The following is a 24168-nucleotide window of genomic DNA, read 5'->3' as shown; positions in this document are numbered from 1 at the left end:
TCACCCCCAGTACGTCAGCAGCCTTCCCCTACTCCGGTTCGAGTTCGAGACGAATCGCAGACTTTGCGGTGAGAGTTCCTTTCCGATCGCTGCGGTCTGAGCTTGACGCTGCTGCACATAAGCATCTACATCCGCTCTTGCCGACCGCGTCAAGGGAACCTCACCCACACTGTCATGCTTTGCCTCCCGAATGATGAGCTGCATTCTTGAGACTATGGCTGGGGTACCTTCTCCTGCTTTACCTCGGTTGTCAGATCGCTAAAGACATAATCGCTAAAGACATAGTGGGACTGAAGCATCCCTTTATCAGAAGACAATCTGGGGTTAGAGTACAATCAAGACAATACAAGCGGTTGGCGTCATGCATGCGATCGAGCCAGTTGTACCTTTACAGAAAACCTTTAGCCAGTTCTTTAAGCGTGCTCGCTATATAACTCGGAGCGATTATCGCCAACCGATTCCCCCGCCTGCCCTCCCCCAAGCAGATCAGCAATGGGGCATTGCCTTGCTAGCACCCCTGCAAGGTGGCTAATGGCGAAGATGTTGCCTGAGAAGTGCTGCAAGTGTGCCATGCTGTCGGCAGAGCAGGCGCAGAAGCTGCATGGTGAGGCAGGGGATGGCTGCTGGAATCCGTCAGTTTGCTATAGTCGCAGATCGTATGCTCGCAATCGCGGTCGTATCAATCAAACGCGCAGCCGCAAACGCAAGGAAGCCGGACTTAAAGAAATCCAGGTCGAATTTGAGCCGCTCAATCAATTGGTATTCGGCGTGTTGGTAGTGTATCGCAGCGCAGGAACCGACACTCCAGTTCACGCAATTGCGGCTGAGATTTGGCAGGGGCAAGAGAAAGTGGCGATCGTTCCTCCGGTTCACTGTGCAGGCATGGTTCCCAGCCAAGTGCATACTTATGTGGGCAAAATGCTGAATGTGCTGGAGGAGCGATACGGCATCAAGAAGTTTGCTAGCCTCACTCGGCTTGATCCAAATTTGTGTTCGATTCGTCCTTGTCCATTACAGGCGTGAGGGCTGAGATGAAACCAATCGAGCAACTGGAATTGCCGTTTTGGGAGATGTTGAAGGAGGCGACGATCGCGCCGGACGAGGCGAATTTGCAGCAATTACTTGATGTCCTGGAAAGTGCTCTGACCAACCTGGATACCGCTGGGCAGTTGCAGATGGCAGCAGAAGCGATCGCCCAGATTGTGCAGGTGTTTCAGAAACGATCCGTACTCGCGTTTGAAGAGTTGGAGGCGACTGCCAGTGAGGAAGGTTCCGTCATGCCCTTAGATGCCTTCGATCGCTATGTGCGGCAAACGATGGAGGTTGATTTTGAGCAGTTCATTGAACCGATCGAGCGTTTGCCTAGAAAGATGCGAGAGCAGCAGGAGCGATTACCCCTTTGGGAAATTGCGGAGCAATCGGACGAAATGGGGTCAGTGATAGGGGAGTTAGACCAAGCTGCATTGTTGCAGGCATTAGATGAGCAGATGAGCCAGGCTCCCGGTTTAACCGAGGTAGAAGCTTTTAATCAGGCAATGGGCATTGCGCATGATGAAGATGTTTCGACCTGGACTGAAGCGATCGCCCAGTGCTTGCGGAAGCACCAGATTGCAACCATCCCGCTGGTGCAGCTTCAGCAAATGGTGCGGATGCCATTGGTGCAATTGTGGCTTGCATTGCTGCTAGGCGGGTTTACAATCGAGCAGCGGGGCAAATTCTACGAAACCGAGCAGATTTGGGTTCTAGTCGGCTGTTAAATGCGTCTGTTACTCCCCTTTCGCAGTATGCCCTCAGGCCCCTGGTTAGAAGTCGGCTTAGACAGCCTATTTTGCAATTCCTCGTCGCGTCAATCTTGAGGTTCCTAGATTAACCGCTGCGAGCGATCTGAGTGATCTGTAGGTTTGAAAGGGGTTGATCAAACGGCACGATCGCTCCTGCACTGCTAACCTTTAGGATAGATCAGGTATTTGCATCTAGGCCCTTGCGTTAAAATATGAAATTTCCTGATAAAACGAACCATCATGGCAAGAAAGCCGAAAGAATTTGGTGAACTGCTACACCAGCAACAGCGTGCCAAGGGACAGAACGTGAGTGAGGTGCCATTGAGCAGGGAGGCGCGATCGTACCTGGAAGCCTATTTAGAGTGGCGACAGCAGCAGGGAGGCGTATTTGAACCGATACCGGAGAGTCCGATGTTTCTAGCGCAGGACCCGAAGAATAAGAGGCAGCGGTTAGGCTACAAGGGGCTGCACAAAATGGTGCGAAAGCTGGGAGCAGTTGCCGGAGTGGAAGACATTAATCCACACCGCTTCCGCCATACGTTTGGAACGGAGGTGACGCGGCGCGGGGTTGACCCACTGTTTGGTAAGGAGTTGATGGGGATCAAGAGCGTGCAGCTTCGCTGATCCGGAACGGATCGGGTGTTTCAGCGGTACGCGAAAGGGGTGTTTAAGCAGGCGGCGGCTGAGGCGTATCTCAAGGCGATCGGCGAGGATAGTGATGAGAAGAGTTAATGGTCGAGGTGAGCAGTCGGCAGTGTCCCATCTCGTTCGGTTCACCCACGCGCGGCACGACGGAACAGCCACGCCGACCCGACAAACAGTGCGACAAAAAATCCATTCAGGGCAGTAAGTTCTAGCGGTCCGCTCCAGGGGTAGCCCAACCGGGCGGTCAGTGCAATCGTAGCGACTGACGTCTGAGCGAGCGCTGTAGCAAACAGCGCACGGGACATGCCACGGGGTCGGAACCGCGCGATAAAGGAGCCGATGATCCCAACGGCGAGCACCCCGAAATACATCAGGTTAGCAGGGTCGCCATCCTTGCCGATAATGCCGGCACCGAGACTGAGCCAGATCAGACTAAGGGCTGCCGCGATCGCGACGCCAGCGGCAAATCGATAGGTCGTGTTGTTCATTGTTCCTCCTCAATTGGTGGTAACGTCGCGCAGCAGTGTGCTTTTGTTCCGTAACTATACAAAGGCGATTAGGCGCAAGTCTGGAATATCGGACTTGCGCCTAATTCATATAGCCCTGCTGCGTCCTTGTAATTTTGGATAGATTCTCTAGAGTTGGGTAGCCCATTAGTCATTGTTTCAATAACTGTCGCTTCGGAGACACTGTCTACTGTCACACCGCAAATCGTCACTTTGCCAAAAATAGATACTAAAATTTCCTGGCGCGATCGCAGAAGCTCCTATCAACAATACGCTGCAGAAAGACAAGAGAATTCAACATTGCCGAATTTAGTCATCTTCGGCGATTGTAGAGGTGGTAACGATTGAGATGAGCGGCAGCAGATGAGATTGAACTTGCTCTAGGCATCTTGTGCTGTCCGCTCCATTGATGGGTTAGCCCGTAAGTTCTGCGCCAGGCACCTCACGGCACCACGTATGAAATCCTGACAGTATTCTCGCACAGCGAACTTCGATCGGGGTATCTATCCAATCTTTGTTAAGTAGAAACTCACTGTATCGAATGAATTCTTCGTCTACCCGATGTATTCCAGGTCTTGACCTACGATCGGCAATCTGAGTTTGTGAAGCGGCTGGAACTAGCTTTGAGACGGGTGAGTTAGGAAAGTAGTGTTAGGGGGTTAGGCTATGACAGTAGAACAATTGGCTAAGGCGATCGAACATCTGCTGCTGACTGGGGCAATTGAAGGAAATAAAGTGATAGAGCTTTACCATTTGTTGATGGACTTTGAGCAGGGAAGGATTGAGGCTGCTGAGCTACAGGAGGCAATCGACCAGCATGAACCTCACTGATTTTTAGGGCGTTGCATAATTAGAGTATGAATTAGGGTTGGTTTTCATGCAATGTCCGGAGTGCGGCTCGACTCACATTCGTAAAAACGGCATCAAGAAGGGTAAACAAAATCACATCTGTGTCGATTGCAAGCGTCAATTTGTTGATCGCTATGAAGCCCACAAAGGCTACAGTGACGAAGTGAAACGGGAGTGCCTCAAACTGTACGTCAATGGCATGGGATTCCGTGCGATTGAGCGTGTTAAAGGAGTTCATCACACCACAATCATCACTTGGGTCAAACAAGTCGGGGAACGGTTGCCTGATGCCTACGAACCAGAATCAACGCCCCAAGTCGCGGAACTTGATGAATTAGAAACCTTTATTGGCTCAAAAAAACAAGATTTGGCTCTGGACAGTGGTTGACCACTTCCAAGCAGGAATTTTAGGTTGGAGGTTGGGTGACCACAGTGCTGAAACGTTCCGACCCCTCTGGGCGATTGCGAAGCAATGGAGTTGTTATTTCTACGTGACTGATGGATGGAAGGTGTATCCCCAGTTTATTGACGCGGGCGACCAAATTGTGAGCAAGACGTATATGACCAGAATTGAAGGTGAAAACACAAGGTTGCGACATTATCTGGCGCGATTGCATCGCAAAACGTTGTGCTATTCCAAGCCAGTAGAAATGCTGGCACACTCAATTCGGTTGTTACAGCACTATCTCAAGTTCCACGATGTTCCGGTGCCTTGTTGAGTCATACCCTTAATAAGCAACGCCATTTTTAGAAGCCATCGCTGAAAGAGGAAATATGACAATCAGAGCTTCTCTCAAAGCATGAATCCATCAGAAATCGGCTCTCTCCTAATGCAAGCACAAGCCTCTTACGAAGCTTCTCCCGCAGGCATTCATACTTTTGCTTTGTACTGGATCACTTGGGAGGCATACCGCACTCGAATGCTAGCAGTTGCTACACGATTAAGGGGTTGGCGCATTGCAGATGCTTATTTGGCAATTGGAACTAGAAAAATTTCAACTCAAAAAATTTATAAAAGGTGCTTTAAGGGAGTAACAGGAGTAGAACTCTCTGAGCAACCAGGCATCGTAGCAAGAGTGCTGTCAAACCTGGATTTGATCGAATCCCTTAGGCAGCGCCTCATTCACGGATATCGCAGTGCTAATCCTGAATTAATTCAGGCTTCTAATGAATTTCTTGATGCCATTCTTACCCATCACGAAAAAGTATTCGGCAAAATTGTGCTCCCTTTGCAGGACGGAACTCAAATTCAACTAGGAAATGTTCTTGCTAAACGTCCTTGTGGTGGGCGTGGAATTCCTATCCAAAACAACTACGAACTACTGAAACCGTGTTTTGAGCTGAAGGATACGGCTAAACGTGACGGCTTGCCCGATCGCTCTATTGTTCATACCTTAGAAAAAATCGTTGTTCATTTGAGATCTGGTCAGTAACAACACGACTCACAGGACAAGCTAAGTAACGACCCATAAACCCAAGAACAATTGAACCCAAGAACAATTGTGCGATCAATGGATATTGCCTCAAGTCAGGTCATCAGCACAATCCTCCGGCACGATAGCAAAGTCACGAGCTACAAGATTGCGCTACTGCGGGCTATCAACGATGTTATGCTGTCATTTCCGGATCTGGGTAGCTATCGCCAAGATGTTGCCGTTCCCCTACGTCTCCTTGCTGAGTATTGGGTTGCTTACTATTGGGGCTTTGTCGCTTTGGATCAACCGATCGCTCAGGGACAAAGGGCACAACGCGACGGCGGGCTTCGCAACGACGTGGAGTTTCGCCCTGCTCTGACGGAATTTCGACGGCAGTGGGAAGAACATACCGGGGGGCTATCTCAGGCAGCCGATGGGTTTCTGGTGATTCATGAACTGCGAATCCCACGAAAGCTATCGACCTACCCCACTGCGCTGATAACTGCCTATCAGAAGACTTTGACGACGATCGCCAAAACGATCAAAATGCCGATTCAGTATGCGGGGCCGGGCAATTGGACGATTTTTGAGAAACCTGCTGCTTATCGGGAGTTGAGCAGTCGCGTCGTAGCAGTGCCAGGGACAGAGGCGCAGGGTGTGTGCCTGATGATTACGGCTGAACTTTGGCAAACCTTTCAGGCGATGTCATTGTGGGTTGAGGCTCTGTGTATTTATGAGTGGTGTCTATTCACAGAGCGAGTATCTCAGTCCCATCAGCCCGTGAGCCGAGGCGAGATTTACAACCTGCTCACCGATCGCCCTGATAACCGCCGACCTCTGACTTGGGAGAACAACCAGATCGAAATCTTGCTGCTGGAAGGTCAGGAACTCCGCTGCCCCTGGACAGATAAGCGAATTGCGCAGGGAACTGCCTACGACCTGGATCATCTGCTGCCGCTGTCAGTTTATCCCATTAATGAAATGTGGAATCTGATTCCCTCTGACCCTAGCTTTAATCGTCATGTGAAGCGCGATCGGTTACCCAATGCGGAAAAACTGTTTGCGGCTCAATCGTCACTGGAATGGGACTATGAACGGTATGGCTTGTCGGCTACGCTGTCCCAAGCATTACAGGAGGATGTGAGGCTACGGTTTACGACGGGGCGCTCGGTGGGGCGAGGGGTGGCGGCAGGTGTAATTGTCGATCGGGTGGTTGATTTGATTGAGCAGATAGGGCGATCAAGAAATTTAGCAAGGTTTGACTGAGATTTAGCAGTCTATTTGGAATGCCTAACGTAGCAAAGTGATCAAGCCTAACTTGGATTATTTGTGAAGCATAGTAGAAAAATATAGTAGAAGGGAAAGCAGATCGAATTGGGGATGTGATCGAGAAAACTTGACTGGACCTCCTACATAAATAAGTGGGAGTGTGCCAGTTTCAGACAAAGGGCTTGCAAAAACGGTGTGAGCATGGCAGAACTAAGCACAAGGAGAAATCGCTATGCCTTACCAAGAACTGCAACGCTTGAGTGTTGGAGAATTTAAGCGATTGTGCGGCGTGAGCTGGGAGACCTTCGGCGAGATGGTTGAGGAGTTGCGTCCCCACCTGGAACACCAGGGACGACGAGGTGGACAAAACAAACTGAGCTTGGAAGACCAGTTGTTAGTGGCATTGGAATACTGGCGGGAATATCGCAGCTAGTTCCACATTGGCACGAGTTGGGGACTGCACGAAACAACAGTGGGGCGCATCATCAAGAAGGTCGAGGACATCCTGGTCAAATGCGGTCAGTTTCGCTTGCCTAGCCAACGATAGCTATACCAACCGGGGTGGGAATGGAAAGTGCTGCTGTGGACGTAGGCAAAGTCAAAATCGAACTCCCGAAAAAAAATAGAAACGGTACTACAGTGGGAAGCACAAATGCCATACGCTGAAGGCGCACCTGTGAGTGGAGTTTGACACCGGGTAAGTGATTGCCACCTACAAGGGCAGGACGCATGACTTCAAGCTGATCAAGCGCAGTCGCCTACCCTTTGTGCTATCGCAGTTATGTTTAGCTGACCGAGGGTATCAGGGGGTTGCCAAACGTTATGCTGGGGCTTGTACCCCAACCAAGAAACCGCGCAAGCAACCGTTAGCCAGAGACGAAAAGCAACACAATCGGGCACTAGCGAGACTGCGAGTTCGAGTGGAGCACATCATTCGTCGCTTCAAGATCTTCCGCATCTTCTCAGGACGCTACCGTAACCGCAGGAGGCGATTTAGCTTGCGCTTGAACTTGATTGCCGGGCTGCTCAACTACGAACTAGCACATCCCGCCTGATTCACGCAGGAAGTTTACTATTTCAGCTAGCCTCGGCAGCCTGCAAGACGCGTCTCACGGTTTGGGCATCGGGTCGTAAAGTAGGGTTGCGATCCAGTAAAGCAACAATAACTGCTCTAACATCGCGCGGAATGCCTCTTCTGAGCTTGCCGATCGGTGCTTTTAGTTCCTCACTTGTCGGAAGTTTATTGCTCAGCATTTGATGCAGAGTCGAGCCAAGGGCATAAAGGTCTTGAGAAACTCCCTGAATTTGTGCAGAAGCACTCAACGATTCAGGCGGCAAGTAGCCCGATGTTCCCCAGGGCACCGGATCTAACGCATTGATTTGGCAAGCACCTTCAAAATCGAAAGCTCGCAATGTGCCATCTTGACTGCGCATTAAATTCATGGGCTTGCAATCTCGCCAAATCCAACCAGCGGCATGAAGTTTTTCTAGAATACAGGCGATCTGAATGCCATACTGTATCGCTTCCTGAATGGGTAATTTTTTGCTGCGTTGGAGAAGAGCCTGTAAGGTTTCGCCTTCAATCGCTTCCATTGCAAGATAGAAATTTTCTCCTGCTTGAAACGTTGCATAAACCTCAGGAACCTTTACTCCTGCCAGCTTTAGCGATGAGAGAATTTCAGCTTCATATTTTACTCTCCAGTATCCATCTCGCCCATCCCAGTCAATCTCTCCTGCTTTTCTTCCTTCTTTTAAAATGCACAATCGAGCCGGAAGCACGCTCAAATCTAGCGCGCGATAGACTCCTCCCTTTCCTCGCTGAGACAATGCCTCATAGGCACGAAAAGTTGATTGGAGTTGACTTGCTTTAGGGGCCGAACCGGAGCTGAGCGATCGTGAACTGTGAATGAAAGGATCAGTCACCCAATGAGGAACAGCCGCTTGGGCTTCACGTAGATCCGGGACTAAATTGCCTTGAGGAGTTCGTACAGCAGGAGTTTGAGTTCCGTCAGGGTTTGTAATGGCTAAAGAACTAAATGAGCCGTAGCGATAATAAACACAGCTATTTTGTCTCAGCGGCAGATCGTAGGGGATCGGAGGAGAGGATAATCCTTCAGTCAATTGATGCAGCCGATCGGCAATTTCAACGGCAATTTCAGTTGTTTTTGGATATACAGTAATAAATTTTCCAACCTGACTGAACCCATAGAAAAGACCGCTGTTAATTTTCTTCAGTTCCTTAAGAGAATTGGGTGCTTTGAATAAAATGTTATTCTTTTGCAAGAAAGGCGCAACTCGCTCAAAAATTTCAATTGCAGACAAAACCGTTGCAGAAATATGAAGCTTCCATCCCTGCTCGGCATCATCGCTATTTCCTAAGCGGCTAGATCGCCAGATGGAGTAGTCAGATTCTACTGGAAGGTAAGTCTTACAGAACTGCTGCCATCGACTTTCCGCTTTTTGTACCAAAGCAAGATATTCTGTAAAGTCGATATATTTTTCTGACGTTCTACTCAGTATCTTACTGCTCATCTTTTTCCTCTTGCTTAAGCAACTAAAAACAAAATTTCGACAGCATTATTAGTAAATCCACAACCCTTTTAAATCATGGATGATTAACACAAAATACAGCCCTTTCAAAGCTGAGGTCGTACAAGAAATGGGATGCAGGAATGATGTCTCTTCATGGAAACTGTGCCCCTACATCCCCTCGTACCTTAGTAGAGTGGAAAAAGCTCATTTCAGCTTGCTATTTAGTCTTGGGAAGACTCAATCCCAATAGGAAAATCGGTTGTCGTGGTCGTGAAAGTGGTTGTGGTTGTGAAAGTGCAGACTAAGGTTGTGGTTGTAGCTGTAACCGTGGTTGTAGTCGTGGTGTTCTGGGCTCCACCCGTTGTTAGACGCAGGTTTTTTAACTGAGCTAGCTCTTCTGGAGTTTCAGCAAAATTTTTCATTGCGGCTTCCCACGCTTCTGAGCCAACACCTTCGCGAGAAACTCTTTCAGCCTGCTTTTTGAGCCTTTCAGCAAAGGTTCTATCAGCTAACGCCCGATCGAGAACTTCTTGAAATTTCATGATTCATCCTCCTTCTTGTAGCAGTTTTAGAAAGCTCAGTAATGTCAAGACAAAACTTTGATAAACGTGACTCAATAAAAGTTCAAATTCACGTGACCTCTGAGTTTCTACTGTTAATCTTGACGAACCTGCACAGCTAATGCTATTACCCACCTGGGTACTAAAAGCCTATCCGAACACCCGTATTGCTCTCACCACAATGCATGCACAAGCGAGGTGAATCATCCCCAGATAGTTTTCTTTATGTTTCTCCCAACGAATCAATAAGCGTCGAGATCAATTCATCCATGCGTGTGTTCGCTCAACGACCCATCGTCTTGCTCGGTAGTTGGGAATATCATGAATGATTCGTTTTCCTTTATCCCGGGATGGAATATGTCCCACATATCCCCAGGCTTTAACAATCTCTCGCACTTTATGGTAGTCATACCCTTTGTCTAAACACAGATTGCAAACTTCAGTGTCACCGGGAATAATGCGTTGTGCTGCTATTGTCATTTCGGTCATCTTCATGTCATGACGATTGGCTCCTTCAATGGCGATTGCAAGTGGGATGCCTTTACCATCGGTTAACAGACTGCGTTTGGTGCCCAACTTCCCTTGGTCAGTGGGATTAGCTCCCGTTGCTTTTTCCCCCAACGGTGCTTTGACCATTGCACCATCCATCGCCATCCACTCCCAGTCGATGCCAACCGCCTCGGCATACTGTTCTAACCCCAACTCCCACATGCGTTCAAACACGCCCTGCTCAACCCACAACTGAAAACGATCATGAACGGTACTAGAAGCACTTAAACAACGAGGTAAAGCGTTCCACTAGCATCCGGTTCGCAGCACATAGAATACGGCATTTAAGGCTTTGCGATCATTCATTCTGGCGTCATCCTTTCGGCTTTGGAGCTTCGAGTAGAATGGCTGCTTTTACCCGTTCCCAGACTGGGTCGGGCAGCAGAAAAGTGGGGTCAATGTCTGTGAAGCTCATGGAGTTCTAAACGCTGAAATAGAGCCGCTGCGATCCTCTCACAGCTCTGGGGGTTTTCGGATAGATTTTTAGCAAAGGCTTTTTCAAGCATTGCATCCTGACGTGGGTGGGGTGAGTGGAATGGAAACGTCGGGTCGGATGCTGCCCCAATCGCTGGGTGGGAAACCGCGCTGTTCCGTTTGACCGAGAACTGGGGATTGCCCCTTGTAGTACTGCCTAAACCATCCCTATTGCCTCATTTTGTTTGTCATTCAGAAAGTTTTGCGGCACAGTCAAAGCAACTCTTCCAAAGCGGCGGTCGCGTTCCTGATAATGCAGCAAGGCGCAATACAGTGCTTTGCGATCGAAGTCGGGAAATAGCACATCGGTAAAATAAAGTTCCGTGTATGCGATTTGCCAGAGCAGGTAGTTACTGAGACGCATTTCGCCGCTCGTACGAATGAGCAAATCTGGATCAGGATGTCCTGCTGTATAAAGCTGTTCCTCTAGCCGTGCAGCATCAATTTCTGAGGGATGTAGCATTCCCTGTTGAACCTGTTGGACAAGCTGACGACAGGCATTGATCAGTTCGTTTCGACTTCCATAGTTGATTGCAACATTGAGATGAACCTTGCAATTGTGGGCAGTTTCCTGCGTGGCTCGGTGCATTTCCTGCTGAAGTGACGGGGCAAGGTTTGATCGATCGCCAATAAAAGTAATCTTGACGCCTTCTCGCTGCATTTCTGCCAATTCGCGCTGGAGCAGTTGTTCAAACAATCCCATGAGAAACTGAACTTCCGACCGCGGACGCTGCCAGTTCTCGGTGGAAAATGCATAGGCAGTGAGCGTAGAAATGCCCCAATCCTTGCAGCAGCGCAACAGTTCCTTCAACGCTCTGGCTCCCTGCCGATGTCCCGCAAACCGGGGCAATCCTCTCTGCGTTGCCCAACGCCCATTTCCATCCATGATGACGGCAATATGGCAAGGCAGCCGTTGCGGATCGAGATCCGCTGGTAAGGCTAAAAAGTTTCGCTCATTCATCGTCATGATTTAAAGTTCTCCTCACTGAATGACAGGGACTTTCACCCAATAAGTCCTGCAAAAAGGCTGGAGTCAGACCTTGGTTCCAGCGGCCTAGAAGCCGCAGCGCGTGGATGCAGGTCAAGGCAAATGTCCATTGGTTTGCTGTAGACCAGGCTTGCCATCCCATTACCTCAGTCATGCGGTAAAGCGTGCCCACCAAGCTACTGCGATCGCGCTGATAACCGATTCGCCCCTTCATTGTTTGTAGCAAGGTCCAGCCAACACAGGGGAGCGATGAATTTGGGTATGCCCAAACGCCAAAGCCCCAAAACTTTGCCATGTGGTTGATTTCATCCAGCAGCAGTTCATGCAGCACCGCTTGCAAAGGTCCAGTCGTATGGGCCATCAACCAGAGATAAAGGCAGGCAGCTCCATATTCAGTCGCAACCCGGTGCAGCCCGTGACGGTAAAGCGCAATCGTTGAGTTAGCCACAGAGTGATAGGGTCGAACTGCATGGGGTTGGGGAATTATTTTTTTTCCTGCGAGTTGGGTATAAACTTTGAGCAACGCGGGCGTGTGTTGCCGCTCTTCTTTTTCCCAAAGACCCGGTTCTAGCAATTGACCGTCTGCCGCGACCACTCCTCCGACAAAGCGAGCCATCCGGGAATCGATCGGTTCTAGATATTGGCGACTGGTTTGGGTATAACCCCGAATTGGGGCTTCTGTGTCAATCGCCCCTTGTAGAATCGACAGAAACGCCTGGAGCTGTATCCCCACAATTTGATCCAGGGCAATTCCCTGCCAGTCGATCGGTTTCCAGGGGCGGGGTTGGGGGTGGTGAAACTGATTCGGTAAATCCTGAAGGCGATCGTTCAGGTGAGCGATTGAAAAATAATGGTTGAGCAAATCACTTAAATCCTGCTGAGTGGGAGAGCTAGAAAAATCGAGAGAAGCTGATTTGATGTGATGCAATTTGTTGTTATGCATTAGTGGCAGGTCGATCGTCATAGGATAATTCCGTCGAAGATTTGATTGCGATCGTTCACAGCTTAAGCAATCCATCTGCTTCGCGTCAGTCGGGGACAGTCGCCCATTGAACCTGTGCAAAAGTCGGAAAAGTCGGAAAAGTTGGGGATAGAGACACTGGCCGGACTGATTCAGTAGAATGTGTAAAAAACTTCATCAGTTATTCCGCAATGGAAGCTGAAATGGCACTGGTATGGGTGGATCAGCTACTCGCTCGAAAAACTGGAAAACAGCTTAGCGCCCTGCAAAAGGAGATTTTGGGTAAGGTGCTGCGTGGGCAAAAGTACCCGGAGATTGCAGCGCATTCTGGTTATACTGAGGGACACATCAAGGATGTGAGTGCTCACCTATGGAAGGTGCTGTCTGGGTTATTGGGCGAGCGCATTACCAAAAGCACCTGTCGAGTTGTTCTGGAGCGGTATCTCCACACGCTGTCTGAGGTTTCGGCAACATTCCTCCCTGCACAGGCATTGGTGAACGATCGCCCCCCGTCCAAAACTCTTCTGGGTCGGGAAGCGGCAATCGCGCATCTGGATCATCTCGTGCAGCAGGGTTGTAGAGTCATTGTCATTCAGGGCGAAGGCGGTTTAGGCAAAACGACGCTGGCACAGCACTATCTCCAAACGCAAGGATTTGAAGCAGTGCTGGAACTGCTGATGGCAAAAGAAACGCAAAATATTACCTCGGTTGAACGCATTGTTGAGGAGTGGTTAAAACAGGACTTCCAGCAGGAACCGGGATCGGAATGGGGAATTTCGCTGGGACGCTTAAAACGCCAACTGCATCAGCGGCGAATCGGTATCCTGATTGACAACCTGGAACCTGCGCTGGACGCAGAAGGTCGGTTCATTCCACCCCATCGTGCCTATGTTGAGCTACTGCGAGTCCTATCAGATGCTAGAGTTCAGTCTGTCACACTAATGACGAGTCGCGATCGCTTATGTGAACCCGATCTGGCAGTAGAACACTACAAGCTACCCCGGCTCGATCTCGCGGCGTGGCAAACCTTTTTCAGTCGCCAAACGGCGATCGATCTGCCCACCCTGGGGCAAATACATCATGCCTATGGTGGCAATGCCAAAGCAATGGGGATTTTGTGTGGTGCTATTGCTGAAGACTTTAATGGTGACATGGCAACCTACTGGCAGGAAAATCAGCAGGACTTGCTGGCAACACGAGACTTAAGAAATTTAGTGATCAATCAGATCGATCGCCTGCAAGCATTAGATCCGGCTGCCTATCAATTGCTTTGCCGCTTGGGATGCTACCGCTATCAGGAAATGCCGGCGGTTCCCTCGGAAGGAGCGCTGTGTTTACTTTGGGATGTACCGACTAACCAACGACGGCAGGTAATGACTGGGCTGCGGGATCGATCGCTGGTGGAGTGTGAACAAGGCAAATACTGGCTGCATCCTGTGATTCAAGCGGAGGCGCTCGCCCGGTTGCGTGCCAGTCCAGACTGGGAAATCAGCCACCGCAAAGCCGCAGAATTTTGGACGACTCAAGTCTTGACGATTGAGACCGTTCAAGACGCGCTGCAAGCTCTGGAGGCACACTACCACTACATCGAAATTGGGGACTTTGAAGCAGCGGGGAGCGTCATTCTCAAAAGCCGGACGAATCAGTGGCGGCAGTTTTTACCTCTAGGCAGTACTCTCTACCGCATGGGATTGCTGCAACCCGTCCTGACCGCGATCGTCCAAGTGATCCCTAACATTCAATCTCCCGCCAAACTCAGCGAACTCTACAACATCCTGGGAGATTTGTATTGGATTACGGGTCGCATTCAGGAAGCGATCGCCTGTCAGGAGAAAACAATTGGGCTGGTGGATGCTGCTCAGCAAAAGCTCTCTTTCATTACCCGAAACCAGCACACCGTTTACTATGTTCGGATGCTAGAAGTGGATTCACTCCTGAGCATTGGGCTATACCAGATAGACTTATGGGAACTGGAAATCGCCGCCCGACTCTTTCAGCAGGTGATCGACCGAGCGCAAAACACCGCCCATCATCCTTGGGCAGAAAAAGCATCGGTCTGTTTAGCCCTAACCCATTCCTATCTAGGGCAAGCCGATGCCGCCTATTCCTTAGCAGAGACAGCCTATCAATCTATTCTGGCTGAGAAAGTGATCGAACAAACCGGACGATTCGCCTATTTCATTCAGATTCTAGGGCAAACCTACACAAATTTAGGGGAGTTTGAGCGCGCACAGGCAATGTACGATCGTGCCTTGAAATTTGCAGAAGAAAGTCATTACACCCAGGTCAAAGCAAAGACGCTGAATGGACTCGCAGAACTTTGTCGCCGCCAGCAGGCTTTAGACAATGCACTGATGTACCACAAACAGGCGATCGCGCTGCTCGATACAATCGGAGCTGTTTGCGATTTGGCAAATGCTCATTTTCAATTGGGACTCACCTACCAAGCAATGGGTGAATCGCAACTGTGTCAGCACTCATTAGAGCAGGCATTACGATTGTTTAGGCAAATGCAAGCAACAGGACAGATTGAAAGGATTCAACTACAGATTCAATTCAAGTGACTTCTAGAAGGTGAAAGAGAAAGCTTGCAATGATGAAAATTTGTAAAAAAGCCGCGATTTGAGTACCTAGTTCTGACAGTTTCAGAGCAACATTCTCAATCAGAAGGGATGAGTACTTAGTTCTGAGAGTTTTATACCGACTGAACAATCTTGGAAACTCACATTTGTTGGTCGGCTTTTCGGTGTATCTTATTTGAAAGTAGGTTAGGCTGTGCAAGTCTCACAGAAACCTCTAGATCATTCGTTATCGAGAGAGAGTTATGAAAAGACGCTCTGTGCTGTATGCTTCGCTGTTTACAGCGGGTTTGTTAGTGACGGCTTGTACTCAACCTCAACAGTCTGGGCAAGCAGGGCAGGATACATCCTCCCAGACCCAGGCGACGGGAACTCCCCCTGCTGTTGAACTGACCTTTGTGTCTTATGGAGTCGCGAAGCCGCTGTATTCCAAAATCATTCCAGCATTTCAAGCAGAATGGAAAGAAAAGACAGGTCAACAGGTAACTTTCAAAGAGTCTTATGGAGCTTCCGGTGCTCAAACGAGAGCTATTTTGGGAGGGTTAGAAGCAGATGTTTTGGCTCAGAATATCCAAAGTAATGTTGACCCGCTTGTGGAAAAGGGATTTGTTGCTACTGATTGGAGTAAACGTTTACCGAATCAAGCTTCTCCTGCTAGCACCGTCATGGTGTTAGTTACCCGTCCTGGTAATCCGAAGCAGATCCGCGATTGGCGAGACCTGGCAAAAGATGGGGTATCGATCGTGGCAATTAACCCTCAGACTTCTGGGAATGCTCGGTGGGGTATTTTAGCGGGCTATGGTGCGTTAGCGAAGAGTGAAGGTGAAGCAGCAGCAAACGCTTATCTAAACGGCTTTGCTAGAAATATCAAAACACTCGTGAGCAGTGGACGAGAAGCATCAGATGCCTTTGTCAAAAACAAAATTGGGGATGTGCTGGTTACGTTTGAGAATGAGATTATTTTCACTAACGATGCCATTCCTGATGATTATCCCTATATTGTTCCAACTGACAATATTCAGGTTGATTTTCCAGTAACTGTCATTGACAAAACTGTTGACAAGCGCGGCACACGGGAAGTTGCAGAGGCGTTTACAGCGTTTTTATTTACCCCGAAGGCACAAGAAATTTTTGCCCAAGCCGGGTATCGTCCGATCGACAAACAAGCCTATGCCACAAAGTCTAGCCAGTATAAGCCTGTAGACAAGCTCTACACGATCGCGGATTTTGGCGGATGGCAAGCCGTCAACAAAAACTTGTTTGCAGATGGTGGCTTATTTGATGCGGCTCAAGCAGCAGGTAAACAATAGGCATGGCGACTCGGACGATTCCTACCTCCCAAGTTGCAGGTCGGGCATTGTTTTCTGGGCTGGTGCTCACTTATCTCAGCTTTATTCTGCTGCTGCCGTTAGGCGTCATCTTTCTACAAGCCTCTCAGCGTCCGTGGCAGGAGTTGTGGGAAGTCATTACGGCTCCGGTGGCAATCGAAGCCTATACGCTGTCTTTTTCCGCAGCGATTTTGGCAGCGCTTATTAACAGTGTGTTTGGGTTGATTCTTGCCTGGATTCTGGTGCGGTATGATTTTCCTGGTAAGCGATTTGCCGATGGCTTGGTCGATTTACCGTTTGCTATGCCTGCTGTGGTGGCGGGGATTGCCCTGTTATCTCTCTATGGTCCAGATGGAATGGTGGGTCGCTACCTCAACCCTGGAACGGCTTTAGGAGACGGGCTGCAACAACTGGGGTTTCAATCCATCAACCTAACTTCTTCGGTGATAGGCGTCGTGTTTGCCAAAGTTTTTGTGACGCTGCCTTTTGTGGTGCGAGCTGTACAGCCTGTCTTGATGGAGCTAGAGCCAGAAGTGGAGGAAGCTGCCCATGTCTTGGGAGCAAACGATCGACAAGTATTTTGGCGAGTCATTTTTCCACAGTTGCTGCCGGCAATCCTCACGGGCTTTACGCTTGCCTTTGCAAGAGGCGTTGGTGAGTATGGAGTCGTTGTCTTAATTTCAGGCAATATTCCTTACGAAACGATGATTAGCTCCGTCTATATTTACCGTCGTTTAGAGGAGTATGACTATAGCGGGGCAACCGCCGTTGCGATCGTCTTGCTCATTGTTTCGCTCATTGTCCTGGTCTGTATTAATCTGCTGCAATGGTGGACTCGGCGATATGACCCTTAGCTTACCTCAACCCAAACAGATTGCTCTGCGGTTGCAACAGCTCCCTTGGGGGCGCTATCTTCTGATTGGTTTAGGATTGTCATTTCTGGCAATCGTTGTTCTCTTTCCCTTACTAACGGTGTTTTACCAGGCGTTTGCCAGCGGCATCACTGCTTATTGGGAAGGCATTACCACTCCTGAAGCCCAACACGCGATCGCTTTGACGTTGACAATTGCGTTGGTCACGATGCCAGTCAATACTGTCTTTGGGATTGCGATCGCTTGGATTTTGGTACGCTACCAATTTCCGGGTAAGCCAATTCTGATAGGGTTACTAGACTTACCCCTTGCGATTTCGCCTGTGGTGGTGGGGTTAATGTTTATTCTGCTCTACAGTCCTACGGCAGGCATCTTTGGCAGTTGGGTAGAGGCAAGCAATCTAAAAATCATTTTTGCGTTACCCGGCATGATCCTCACAACTCTGTTTGTGACATTGCCCTTTGTAGCACGGGAAGTGCTGCCAGTTTTTCAAAGTATGGGAATCGAAGCGGAAGAAGCTGCACAAACCCTGGGGGCAAATGCCTGGCAAACCTTCTGGCGCATTACATTTCCCTCAATTCGGTGGGCAGTGCTGTATGGCGTCATTCTCTGCACATCTAGGGCGATCGGCGAGTTTGGGGCGGTTTCAGTTGTCTCCGGGAAGCTAATTCGGGAAACAAATACGCTAACGCTGCATGTTGAACAGGTTTACACCGAATATCAGACTGTTGCTGCCTTTGCCTGTGCTTCGCTACTTGCCCTTTTGGCATTACTGACTCTAGTTGTCCAGGAATTATTGCGGACGACCGATAAGTTGCAAACATCAATAAATGCTTCGAGACATAAAAAATAGCCTGACAAAAGGAACGATATTGTGGACGAAACGTTGAATGGTTTGGGGGAATATGCGCATCCTCAAGGATATTTGGAATATGTCAGTACACTACCTTTTTTAGGACAACTACGCTGCTCAACTCAAACGATCGAAGCTGGAAGCTGGCAAGAAATCCTGCTCGATTATGAGGTTGGTGCGTCTGGAATTGCAGATGGTGCCTGGATCAAGGTGACATTTAAGTTCTATTCAGACTGGGGACTGTTTCAAACTGAAGACCCTTTAGCTGCAAACTATATTTCTGCGGAATATCAGGCTCGACCCTCACTTCCGGGGGAAAGCCCTGCTACCGTGCAATCGCTCAAGGTTCGATTTGATCAAAAAGGACATGAACGCCCTTTTCAAAAAGCGATCATTATTGACATTGTAGATGGCTATCTTAAACCCGGAGATCACATCCTGATTCGCTTGGGCGATCGGCGGGCTGGAGGCCCTGGAACCCGAGTTCAAACCTTTGTCGAGCAAGACTTCCGCTTTCGTGCTTATATCGATCCGGTTGGCACTTCTCGCTTTGCCGCAATTCCAGGAGATGTTGTGGTGGATATTGTACCTGGAGCACCTGCGAAACTGGCAGTCATTAGTCCTCGATTGGTTAGGGCAGGAACAGCTTTTCCTCTCAGAATTCGTGCTGAAGACCGTTGGGGCAATACCTGCTGGAACTTAGGCAAACCGCTGAAGTTAATCCAGCAAAGTACAGCTGGAGCGATCGTCGAGCAAGAACTGAACTTTCCAAAGCAAGGATGGGCAGTTGCCAGAACAGATCTGACGTTGGAAGCGATCGAAGAAACGCGATTTCAAGCAACTTTAAGTGGAACAAGTTTGCAGAGCAATTTAACGCCTGTCACTGTAGAGTCTGATCTGGCTTATCCGCGTGCGTTTTTTGCTGATCTGCATGTACATTCCAATAACACGGTCGGAACCAATAGCACTGAATACAATTTCACCTATGGTCGAGATGTTGCCGGATTGGATATTTTAGGCTACACCGCAAACGACTTTAACATCACCAAAGAACGGTGGCAGGATGATGTAAAACAATGTCGAGAGATTACCGAAGAAGGCAAATTCCTCTGCTATCCCGGAACAGAATGGTGCGGCAATTCTGCTGCTGGCGGCGATCGCAATGTGATTTTCTTAGGGAATGAAGTGCGATTTCCCTACGATCCTCAGGGTAACCAAGTGCGATCGTTTGAGTGGAATGAAGAAATGAAGGGACAGGAATTAGTCCCTGGGGCTTGGCCCGTCGATCGGCTGTTTGCAGCTTACATTCACGATCCAGAGCAACATTTGCTGATTCCTCATGTTGGCGGACGACGTGCCATTTTAGACTGGCATCACCCCCGGTTAGAACGGCTCATTGAAATTGGTTCTGCTTGGGGACATTTTCCCTGGTTCTATCAAGATGCAATTCGTCGAGGCTACAAGGTTGGTGTATCTGCCAATGGAGATGAGCATCGAGGACGATGTGGCGGCGGCGTCCCGGGTACAGCCGTCTTTGGTGTAAACGGTGGTTTGACAGGGGTCATTGCGCCATCCCTAACCAAATCAGCCATTAATCATGCCCTGCGTTCTCGACATACTTGGGCAACAACAGGCGATCGTCTGGTTGCGCTGCTGTGGTCAGGTTCTCATATTCAAGGGGACGAGTTTACTGCCTCTGATTCAGTCAAGATTCAATATCGATTCTTGGGCACAAGCGGCTGGGATGAGATTGCTGCTTATACAGATACAGGGTTGTTGTGGAGCCGTAATCTTCACGCAGAGGCAGGTTATTCTTCCGATCGGATCCGGCTGCGTTGGGGAGGAGCACGCATTAAAGATCGCTATCGTTGGGCAGAATGGCGTGGAGTATTAGAGTACTCCAATACCCTCGTGCAGAGTTATCAAGCGTATGGATTGGAGCATCCTGAGGAATATGTGAGACGAGCTAGCCCTCTCAAGCTGGAGTTTCGGTCTGACACTTACGGGGATAGTGATGCAATTGAATTAGAATTATCCGATTTGCTCCAAGCCCGGTTTCGTCTGCATATTCAAATTGGTAGCTACACCAAGGTAGGTAGTTTACTTCAGCCTAATCCTTATATTCACTGTCCTGAGTTCACCTGGGAGTTCACAGGACAGGAGCTGCTAGCCCAAACTAATTTGCGTCAAGAATTGGGTGGAGCAGAGCTTTTTGTTGCCGTAGAACGTGTGAGTGGAAAACAGATGCCCCGAGATTTAAGCGGTGAATTTACTCTGCCTCCTCAATCTAGACCACATGGCTTTGTACCTGTTTATCTATCAGGTCGTCAGGTTGATGATTCAAAGGTTTGGACAAGTCCATTGTTCGTTGAATTTGGCTGATTCATATTTATTAGCCTGGCAAGAAAAGAGAAGGCAGAGTTAGGCGAGAGATTGCTAGCATAGAGGTATGAACAAACCGGATGCTCGAACGCTCAATCCGGAGACACAAAATTACTTACGACAGCAGGCAATCCGATTACGCGGGGAAGGCAAACGTATCGTTGACATTGCTGAATACCTGGGTGTTCATCGCAATACGGTCTGGGACTGGTGGCAGCAATATCAGCAGGAAGGGGAAGCCACTCTAGAGCAGTACTGACGCGGCAAAAAACTAGGGTAAGGACGGACGCTCAATCCTGACGAAGAGGCATACCTGCAACAGTTAATTCGGGAGTATTGTCCCAATGAGTTAGAGATAGACAGTGCCTTGTGGACTCGACAAGCCGTAGCAAGTCTGATTGCTCAAGTGTATAGTGTGGTGATGCCGATTCAGAGTGTGGGAGAGTATCTCAAGCGATGGGGGATGACCCCGCAGAAGCCATTGAAGCGAGCATATGAACAAGACCCGCAAGCGATCGAGCAGGGGCAGAGATTGCCTGGGCAGACGAAGCGAGAGTCCGCTCAGATGCACAAAGAGGACGAGGGGATGCGCCAAAGGGAGAAACCCCAGAGATTCGACTCAACACGCAAAGAGCGTGAATTACGTTGCCAGCATCGACAATCAAGGGACGCTGTGCTTTATGCTCTAGACGCAGAAGCTAACGGCGCAAGTCGCTAACACGATGCCAAGCATTAGCACGAGGATGATAAACGCTAGTTGACATCAACGTTTTCAGCACCTCAACATCGGCAGACACTTAGCCGCTCTGTCCGATCGGTCGAACGATAATTTCATTAACATCCACATCTTCTGGCTGCTCGATCGCAAAAGCGATGGCACGGGCGATCGCATCTGCTGGGATAATTGCCTGATTCTCCAAGCAAGGCATTGGCAAACGATAAGTTTTGAAAAACACTGCTACAGGATGAACACCCCTACATTTACATTTGATTTTGCCAATCAACTTTGCTCAACGAACTGCTTGCGATCGATACAAGTCCACCTGGTTTAGGGTTGAGTCAGCTTGTCGATCGGCAAAACCCTCGTCTAACCACGCCAGAGTTTCCTCCTCAGAAGTCAGATAAGCACTCCGTTGGGTGTTTGGGTCGTGAACATGCCACCCAACTCGACCGTTTCTCTGTTTCACCTGCTGAATGATGGGTTTAGATGGGGTGAAGCATTGGACAATTCTTCTATTAGTTTGTTGAAGTTGTTCAATAAATCGCTGCAAAAAGGATTGTTCAACACAATCGATAGTTTGTTCGAGTTTGCGATACGTTTGCCAGTGCGTTTTGTGTATTGTCATGAGTTAACTCCTGAATAATCTGCGGTATCCCTTCATTGATATCGATATATTGAGATTCAAGAAGTAAAACATTGAAGACTTATCGCATTGAGGAAACCAGCAACGCACCTTGCCCCTAAACGCGCAGACGATAGCCTGCCCCACGCACGGTTTCCAGTCGATCGTCCCCAATCTTGCGCCGCAGGTGTCCTACGTAGACATTCACTATGTTTGTACCCGGATCATAGTCGTATCCCCAGATGCGATCGAGCAGCTGTTCGCGGGTCATGACCTGCATCGGATGGCGCAGGAATACTTCCAGCATCAGAAATTCGCGGGTCGAGAGTTCTACCGGACGATCACTGACCCACACCTGACGAGTCAATAAATCCAGCGTGATGTCTGCCACCCGCAATTGCGTTTCTTCGGGCTTTTTAGACGATCGCTGATTGCGAAGCTGAACCCGCACTCGCGCCAATAACTCCTCAAACCGAAAGGGTTTGGTCATGTAATCGTCTGCGCCGCTTTCGAGACCGGAGATAGTATCGTCGAGCCCATCACGAGCGGTCAGGATGATAATCGGTAGGGTTGCGCCTTGTCCTCGTACGGCTGCCAGCACTTTTAGTCCATCGGCATCAGGGAGCCCCAGATCCAGAATCAGCAAATCAAAATCAGTGCTGCTGGCAAACGAAATGGCTTTTTTTGCCGTACTCACCACGGTCGTCGTATAACCATTAGCCTGAAGTCCGGTTTCCAGGAAGGAGGTGATGCGCGGATTGTCCTCGGCGATCAGGATGCGATTCATGGGCAGTAACGGGGGGTTCCAGCGGAATAATAATCGTAAATGTTGAGCCTTCTCCCAGACGGCTTTGCAGTTCGATCCAGCCGTGATGAGCCTGTGCGATCGCCTGCACAATGGAAAGTCCGAGTCCGTAACCTTCAAACTGATTGTCTTGATTCGTGCCGCGCGTGAAGCGTTGGAAGATGCGCTTCTGATCTTCGGGGGCAATACCTTCTCCCGTATCGCTCACCCATAGGAAGGCGTAGCTGTCGCGCACTGATGATCCGAGCGTAATCGTATCGTTCTCTCCAGTATGGCGCACCGCATTCTGTACCAGATTCATCACGGCTTGGGTCAGGCGTTGGCGATCACAGCGAATGGGGCTGAGCCCTTTCGATTCCAGCTTCCAGTTGCGCGGGGCGATCGAGCGAGATTTGAGATACAGTTCCTCGGTCATCCAGTCCAGTTCTTCGGTTTTGAGGTGCAGGAAGTTAGGGTTTTCGGTTTTTGCCAGCAGCAGCAGATCGTTTACCAGGCGGCCCATGCGCTCCAGTTCATCCATTACCAGGGCAATCGTTTCTTCTTGCTGGTCGGGTCGATATTGCAGCATCTCCAGGTGTCCCTGAATCACGGTGATGGGCGTTCGCAGTTCGTGGCTGGCATCTTTGAGAAATTCCTTCTGGCTTTCGAAGGCCACCTGAAGGCGATCGAGCATTTCGTTAAAGGTCGTGGTGAGTTCTGCAATTTCATCTTTGCCTTGCACAGACAATCGCTGATTCATGTCTGACTCCCGAATGGACTGAGCCGTTTTGGTCAGTTGCCGCAGGGGAGCTAGCACCCGTCCTGCCGTAAACCAGGCGAAGATCAAAGAAATCCCTAGAAAGATGCTGACATCCCGCAACAAACGCAGCAACGCCTGCCGTCCCTGCTGAAAATCAGAGGTGGCATCGTAGAAAACAATTAGGGTTCCGGGCTGTTTGCCTGCCATTCGGAAGCAGTGCGCGACGTATTGAAATCGCTGTTCGCCAAAATGCATCTGTCCTTCTTGTCGATATTTCACCGTTGACCAGTCCGGGAACTGGGCAGCGTTTTGTTCCAGGAAGGCAGGGAGTTGCCCGGAGTAAGAGCGATAGTCGTGCAATTGCCCATTGATCAGCGTTATGAAATACTCATCACGGGTAGGTGCGTAGAGATCTAGAAATACGTCGAAGATTTGAGTCGTAGAAGTCGGAAGTTTACCGCTCTGCTGTTTGGACTGAACAAAGTAACTGAACTGGTCAAGCTGCTGCTTCATTGCCAGGTTTGCACGCGACACAATGCTTTCGCGATAAACGCGATCGGCAGCGCTGACCGAAATGAAAGTGACACAGCCTGCCAGAAACAAATACCACAGCAACAGGCGAGTGCGAACGCTAAACAGCCAGCGATACCATTGGGGATGGGTGAGCTTTACCAGGAGTGACTGCGGCAATGCCCTAACAGAGGGTTGAGTGGGTTTTGGAAGCGACGGCATGGCAGG

The 24168-nt window shown here is 49.5% G+C and carries 24 protein-coding genes and 3 pseudogenes; 16 read left to right on the top strand and 11 right to left on the bottom strand.

The window, feature by feature from the left end; all coding sequences use genetic code 11:
* The gene (locus tag NDI45_RS11415) at positions 1-204 is read right to left on the bottom strand and encodes a hypothetical protein (RefSeq protein WP_348247395.1); all 204 of its coding nucleotides are present in this window, start codon (positions 202-204) and stop codon (positions 1-3) included.
* 157 nt (positions 205-361) lie between these two features.
* Here NDI45_RS11415 and NDI45_RS11410 point away from each other — a divergent pair, with 157 nt between their 5' ends.
* From NDI45_RS11410 to NDI45_RS11395, 4 genes are all read left to right on the top strand, one after another.
* On the top strand, positions 362-532 hold the full coding sequence (locus NDI45_RS11410; protein WP_348247394.1) for a DUF4058 family protein: 171 nt from the start codon (positions 362-364) through the stop codon (positions 530-532).
* On the top strand, positions 532-1023 hold the full coding sequence (locus NDI45_RS11405) for a hypothetical protein (protein WP_348247393.1): 492 nt from the start codon (positions 532-534) through the stop codon (positions 1021-1023). The genes NDI45_RS11410 and NDI45_RS11405 overlap by 1 nt, the downstream gene beginning before the upstream one ends.
* A gap of 8 nt (positions 1024-1031) precedes the next feature.
* Positions 1032-1757 carry a hypothetical protein gene (locus tag NDI45_RS11400; RefSeq protein WP_348247392.1) on the top strand — a complete coding sequence of 242 codons (726 nt, stop codon included), beginning with the start codon at positions 1032-1034 and terminating at the stop codon, positions 1755-1757.
* Positions 1758-2021: 264 nt separating this feature from the next.
* The gene (locus NDI45_RS11395; RefSeq protein WP_348247391.1) at positions 2022-2405 is read left to right on the top strand and encodes a site-specific integrase; all 384 of its coding nucleotides are present in this window, start codon (positions 2022-2024) and stop codon (positions 2403-2405) included.
* A 149-nt stretch (positions 2406-2554) separates the two neighbouring features.
* Here NDI45_RS11395 and NDI45_RS11390 read toward each other — a convergent pair whose 3' ends face one another.
* Positions 2555-2914 (bottom strand): hypothetical protein, encoded by a 360-nt coding sequence (locus tag NDI45_RS11390; protein WP_190790449.1) that lies wholly within the window; start codon positions 2912-2914, stop codon positions 2555-2557.
* Positions 2915-3598: 684 nt separating this feature from the next.
* Here NDI45_RS11390 and NDI45_RS11385 point away from each other — a divergent pair.
* The 5 genes and pseudogenes from NDI45_RS11385 (at position 3599) to NDI45_RS11365 (ending at position 7520) form a co-directional block, all read left to right on the top strand.
* A complete protein-coding gene (locus NDI45_RS11385) occupies positions 3599-3763 on the top strand; it encodes a hypothetical protein (RefSeq protein ID WP_190790450.1) in 165 nt (54 codons plus the stop codon).
* A 46-nt stretch (positions 3764-3809) separates the two neighbouring features.
* Positions 3810-4500, top strand: a protein-coding gene (locus tag NDI45_RS11380; protein ID WP_348247390.1) for an IS1 family transposase whose coding sequence is annotated in 2 segments (ribosomal slippage) — positions 3810-4141 and positions 4140-4500 — 693 coding nt in all. Because the reading frame shifts where the segments join, the coding sequence is not laid out codon by codon here.
* 81 nt (positions 4501-4581) lie between these two features.
* The gene (locus tag NDI45_RS11375; protein WP_190790451.1) at positions 4582-5214 is read left to right on the top strand and encodes a hypothetical protein; all 633 of its coding nucleotides are present in this window, start codon (positions 4582-4584) and stop codon (positions 5212-5214) included.
* A gap of 78 nt (positions 5215-5292) precedes the next feature.
* Positions 5293-6462, top strand: a complete 1170-nt coding sequence (locus tag NDI45_RS11370) for an HNH endonuclease domain-containing protein (protein WP_348247389.1) — start codon at positions 5293-5295, stop codon at positions 6460-6462.
* Between the two features lie 235 nt (positions 6463-6697).
* Positions 6698-7520 (top strand): annotated as a pseudogene (locus NDI45_RS11365) (IS5 family transposase).
* A 22-nt stretch (positions 7521-7542) separates the two neighbouring features.
* On the opposite strand, the gene NDI45_RS11360 reads toward NDI45_RS11365, so the two are convergent.
* The 5 genes and pseudogenes from NDI45_RS11360 to NDI45_RS11340 all read right to left on the bottom strand — a co-directional run bounded on the left by NDI45_RS11360 (position 7543) and on the right by NDI45_RS11340 (position 12532).
* Positions 7543-8997, bottom strand: coding sequence for a protein kinase (locus NDI45_RS11360; protein ID WP_348247388.1), 1455 nt, complete (start codon positions 8995-8997; stop codon positions 7543-7545).
* A gap of 221 nt (positions 8998-9218) precedes the next feature.
* A complete protein-coding gene (locus NDI45_RS11355) occupies positions 9219-9539 on the bottom strand; it encodes a hypothetical protein (RefSeq protein ID WP_348247387.1) in 321 nt (106 codons plus the stop codon).
* A 168-nt stretch (positions 9540-9707) separates the two neighbouring features.
* Positions 9708-10521, bottom strand: a pseudogene (locus NDI45_RS11350) (IS5 family transposase).
* 216 nt (positions 10522-10737) lie between these two features.
* Complete coding sequence (locus NDI45_RS11345; RefSeq protein WP_348247409.1) at positions 10738-11541, bottom strand: isoprenyl transferase; 804 nt, start codon at positions 11539-11541, stop codon at positions 10738-10740.
* Positions 11534-12532, bottom strand: a complete 999-nt coding sequence (locus tag NDI45_RS11340; RefSeq protein WP_348247386.1) for a ferritin-like domain-containing protein — start codon at positions 12530-12532, stop codon at positions 11534-11536. The genes NDI45_RS11345 and NDI45_RS11340 overlap by 8 nt, the downstream gene beginning before the upstream one ends.
* Before the next feature lie 188 nt (positions 12533-12720).
* Between NDI45_RS11340 and NDI45_RS11335 the strand changes: the two genes are divergently transcribed.
* From NDI45_RS11335 to NDI45_RS11305, 7 genes are all read left to right on the top strand, one after another.
* Entirely contained in the window at positions 12721-15093 is a 2373-nt protein-coding gene (locus NDI45_RS11335; RefSeq protein ID WP_348247385.1) for a tetratricopeptide repeat protein, read from the top strand.
* A 260-nt stretch (positions 15094-15353) separates the two neighbouring features.
* Positions 15354-16418: a sulfate ABC transporter substrate-binding protein gene (locus NDI45_RS11330; RefSeq protein WP_348247384.1), complete on the top strand. Its 1065-nt coding sequence runs from the start codon at positions 15354-15356 to the stop codon at positions 16416-16418.
* Positions 16419-16420: 2 nt separating this feature from the next.
* Positions 16421-17290 carry a sulfate ABC transporter permease subunit CysT gene (cysT, locus tag NDI45_RS11325; RefSeq protein ID WP_348247383.1) on the top strand — a complete coding sequence of 290 codons (870 nt, stop codon included), beginning with the start codon at positions 16421-16423 and terminating at the stop codon, positions 17288-17290.
* Positions 17280-18161 carry a sulfate ABC transporter permease subunit CysW gene (gene cysW, locus NDI45_RS11320; RefSeq protein ID WP_348247382.1) on the top strand — a complete coding sequence of 294 codons (882 nt, stop codon included), beginning with the start codon at positions 17280-17282 and terminating at the stop codon, positions 18159-18161. The genes cysT and cysW overlap by 11 nt, the downstream gene beginning before the upstream one ends.
* A 21-nt stretch (positions 18162-18182) precedes the next feature.
* Positions 18183-20543 carry a DUF3604 domain-containing protein gene (locus NDI45_RS11315; protein ID WP_348247381.1) on the top strand — a complete coding sequence of 787 codons (2361 nt, stop codon included), beginning with the start codon at positions 18183-18185 and terminating at the stop codon, positions 20541-20543.
* A 67-nt stretch (positions 20544-20610) separates the two neighbouring features.
* Positions 20611-20802: a helix-turn-helix domain-containing protein gene (locus tag NDI45_RS11310; RefSeq protein ID WP_190792582.1), complete on the top strand. Its 192-nt coding sequence runs from the start codon at positions 20611-20613 to the stop codon at positions 20800-20802.
* 108 nt (positions 20803-20910) lie between these two features.
* Positions 20911-21261, top strand: a complete 351-nt coding sequence (locus NDI45_RS11305; RefSeq protein ID WP_348247380.1) for a winged helix-turn-helix domain-containing protein — start codon at positions 20911-20913, stop codon at positions 21259-21261.
* Between the two features lie 79 nt (positions 21262-21340).
* Here NDI45_RS11305 and NDI45_RS11300 read toward each other — a convergent pair.
* The 4 genes and pseudogenes from NDI45_RS11300 to NDI45_RS11285 form a co-directional block, all read right to left on the bottom strand.
* A pseudogene (locus NDI45_RS11300) lies at positions 21341-21448 on the bottom strand (oxidoreductase); the annotation flags it as partial.
* Between the two features lie 105 nt (positions 21449-21553).
* Positions 21554-21889 carry a hypothetical protein gene (locus NDI45_RS11295; protein WP_348247379.1) on the bottom strand — a complete coding sequence of 112 codons (336 nt, stop codon included), beginning with the start codon at positions 21887-21889 and terminating at the stop codon, positions 21554-21556.
* Positions 21890-22004: 115 nt separating this feature from the next.
* Complete coding sequence (locus NDI45_RS11290) at positions 22005-22673, bottom strand: response regulator transcription factor (protein WP_190792580.1); 669 nt, start codon at positions 22671-22673, stop codon at positions 22005-22007.
* Positions 22603-24162, bottom strand: coding sequence for a HAMP domain-containing sensor histidine kinase (locus tag NDI45_RS11285; protein ID WP_348247378.1), 1560 nt, complete (start codon positions 24160-24162; stop codon positions 22603-22605). The genes NDI45_RS11290 and NDI45_RS11285 overlap by 71 nt, the downstream gene beginning before the upstream one ends.
* Positions 24163-24168: the final 6 nt, after the last annotated feature.

This window comes from Leptolyngbya sp. GB1-A1 (assembly GCF_039962475.1).
In the GTDB taxonomy this organism is placed as follows: Bacteria; Cyanobacteriota; Cyanobacteriia; order Elainellales; family Elainellaceae; genus Leptolyngbya_A.
Note: the sequence above shows the minus strand (reverse complement) of the source record. Positions and strands in the feature narration are given on the sequence as shown.

Coding starts and splice junctions, on each gene's coding strand:
- NDI45_RS11415 (WP_348247395.1), bottom strand. CDS start 204: ATGCAGCTCATCATTCGGGAGGCAAAGCATGACAGTGTGGGTGAGGTT.
- NDI45_RS11410 (WP_348247394.1), top strand. CDS start 362: ATGCATGCGATCGAGCCAGTTGTACCTTTACAGAAAACCTTTAGCCAG.
- NDI45_RS11405 (WP_348247393.1), top strand. CDS start 532: ATGGCGAAGATGTTGCCTGAGAAGTGCTGCAAGTGTGCCATGCTGTCG.
- NDI45_RS11400 (WP_348247392.1), top strand. CDS start 1,032: ATGAAACCAATCGAGCAACTGGAATTGCCGTTTTGGGAGATGTTGAAG.
- NDI45_RS11395 (WP_348247391.1), top strand. CDS start 2,022: ATGGCAAGAAAGCCGAAAGAATTTGGTGAACTGCTACACCAGCAACAG.
- NDI45_RS11390 (WP_190790449.1), bottom strand. CDS start 2,914: ATGAACAACACGACCTATCGATTTGCCGCTGGCGTCGCGATCGCGGCA.
- NDI45_RS11385 (WP_190790450.1), top strand. CDS start 3,599: ATGACAGTAGAACAATTGGCTAAGGCGATCGAACATCTGCTGCTGACT.
- NDI45_RS11375 (WP_190790451.1), top strand. CDS start 4,582: ATGAATCCATCAGAAATCGGCTCTCTCCTAATGCAAGCACAAGCCTCT.
- NDI45_RS11370 (WP_348247389.1), top strand. CDS start 5,293: ATGGATATTGCCTCAAGTCAGGTCATCAGCACAATCCTCCGGCACGAT.
- NDI45_RS11360 (WP_348247388.1), bottom strand. CDS start 8,997: ATGAGCAGTAAGATACTGAGTAGAACGTCAGAAAAATATATCGACTTT.
- NDI45_RS11355 (WP_348247387.1), bottom strand. CDS start 9,539: ATGAAATTTCAAGAAGTTCTCGATCGGGCGTTAGCTGATAGAACCTTT.
- NDI45_RS11345 (WP_348247409.1), bottom strand. CDS start 11,541: ATGAATGAGCGAAACTTTTTAGCCTTACCAGCGGATCTCGATCCGCAA.
- NDI45_RS11340 (WP_348247386.1), bottom strand. CDS start 12,532: ATGACGATCGACCTGCCACTAATGCATAACAACAAATTGCATCACATC.
- NDI45_RS11335 (WP_348247385.1), top strand. CDS start 12,721: ATGGAAGCTGAAATGGCACTGGTATGGGTGGATCAGCTACTCGCTCGA.
- NDI45_RS11330 (WP_348247384.1), top strand. CDS start 15,354: ATGAAAAGACGCTCTGTGCTGTATGCTTCGCTGTTTACAGCGGGTTTG.
- cysT (WP_348247383.1), top strand. CDS start 16,421: ATGGCGACTCGGACGATTCCTACCTCCCAAGTTGCAGGTCGGGCATTG.
- cysW (WP_348247382.1), top strand. CDS start 17,280: ATGACCCTTAGCTTACCTCAACCCAAACAGATTGCTCTGCGGTTGCAA.
- NDI45_RS11310 (WP_190792582.1), top strand. CDS start 20,611: ATGAACAAACCGGATGCTCGAACGCTCAATCCGGAGACACAAAATTAC.
- NDI45_RS11295 (WP_348247379.1), bottom strand. CDS start 21,889: ATGACAATACACAAAACGCACTGGCAAACGTATCGCAAACTCGAACAA.
- NDI45_RS11290 (WP_190792580.1), bottom strand. CDS start 22,673: ATGAATCGCATCCTGATCGCCGAGGACAATCCGCGCATCACCTCCTTC.
- NDI45_RS11285 (WP_348247378.1), bottom strand. CDS start 24,162: ATGCCGTCGCTTCCAAAACCCACTCAACCCTCTGTTAGGGCATTGCCG.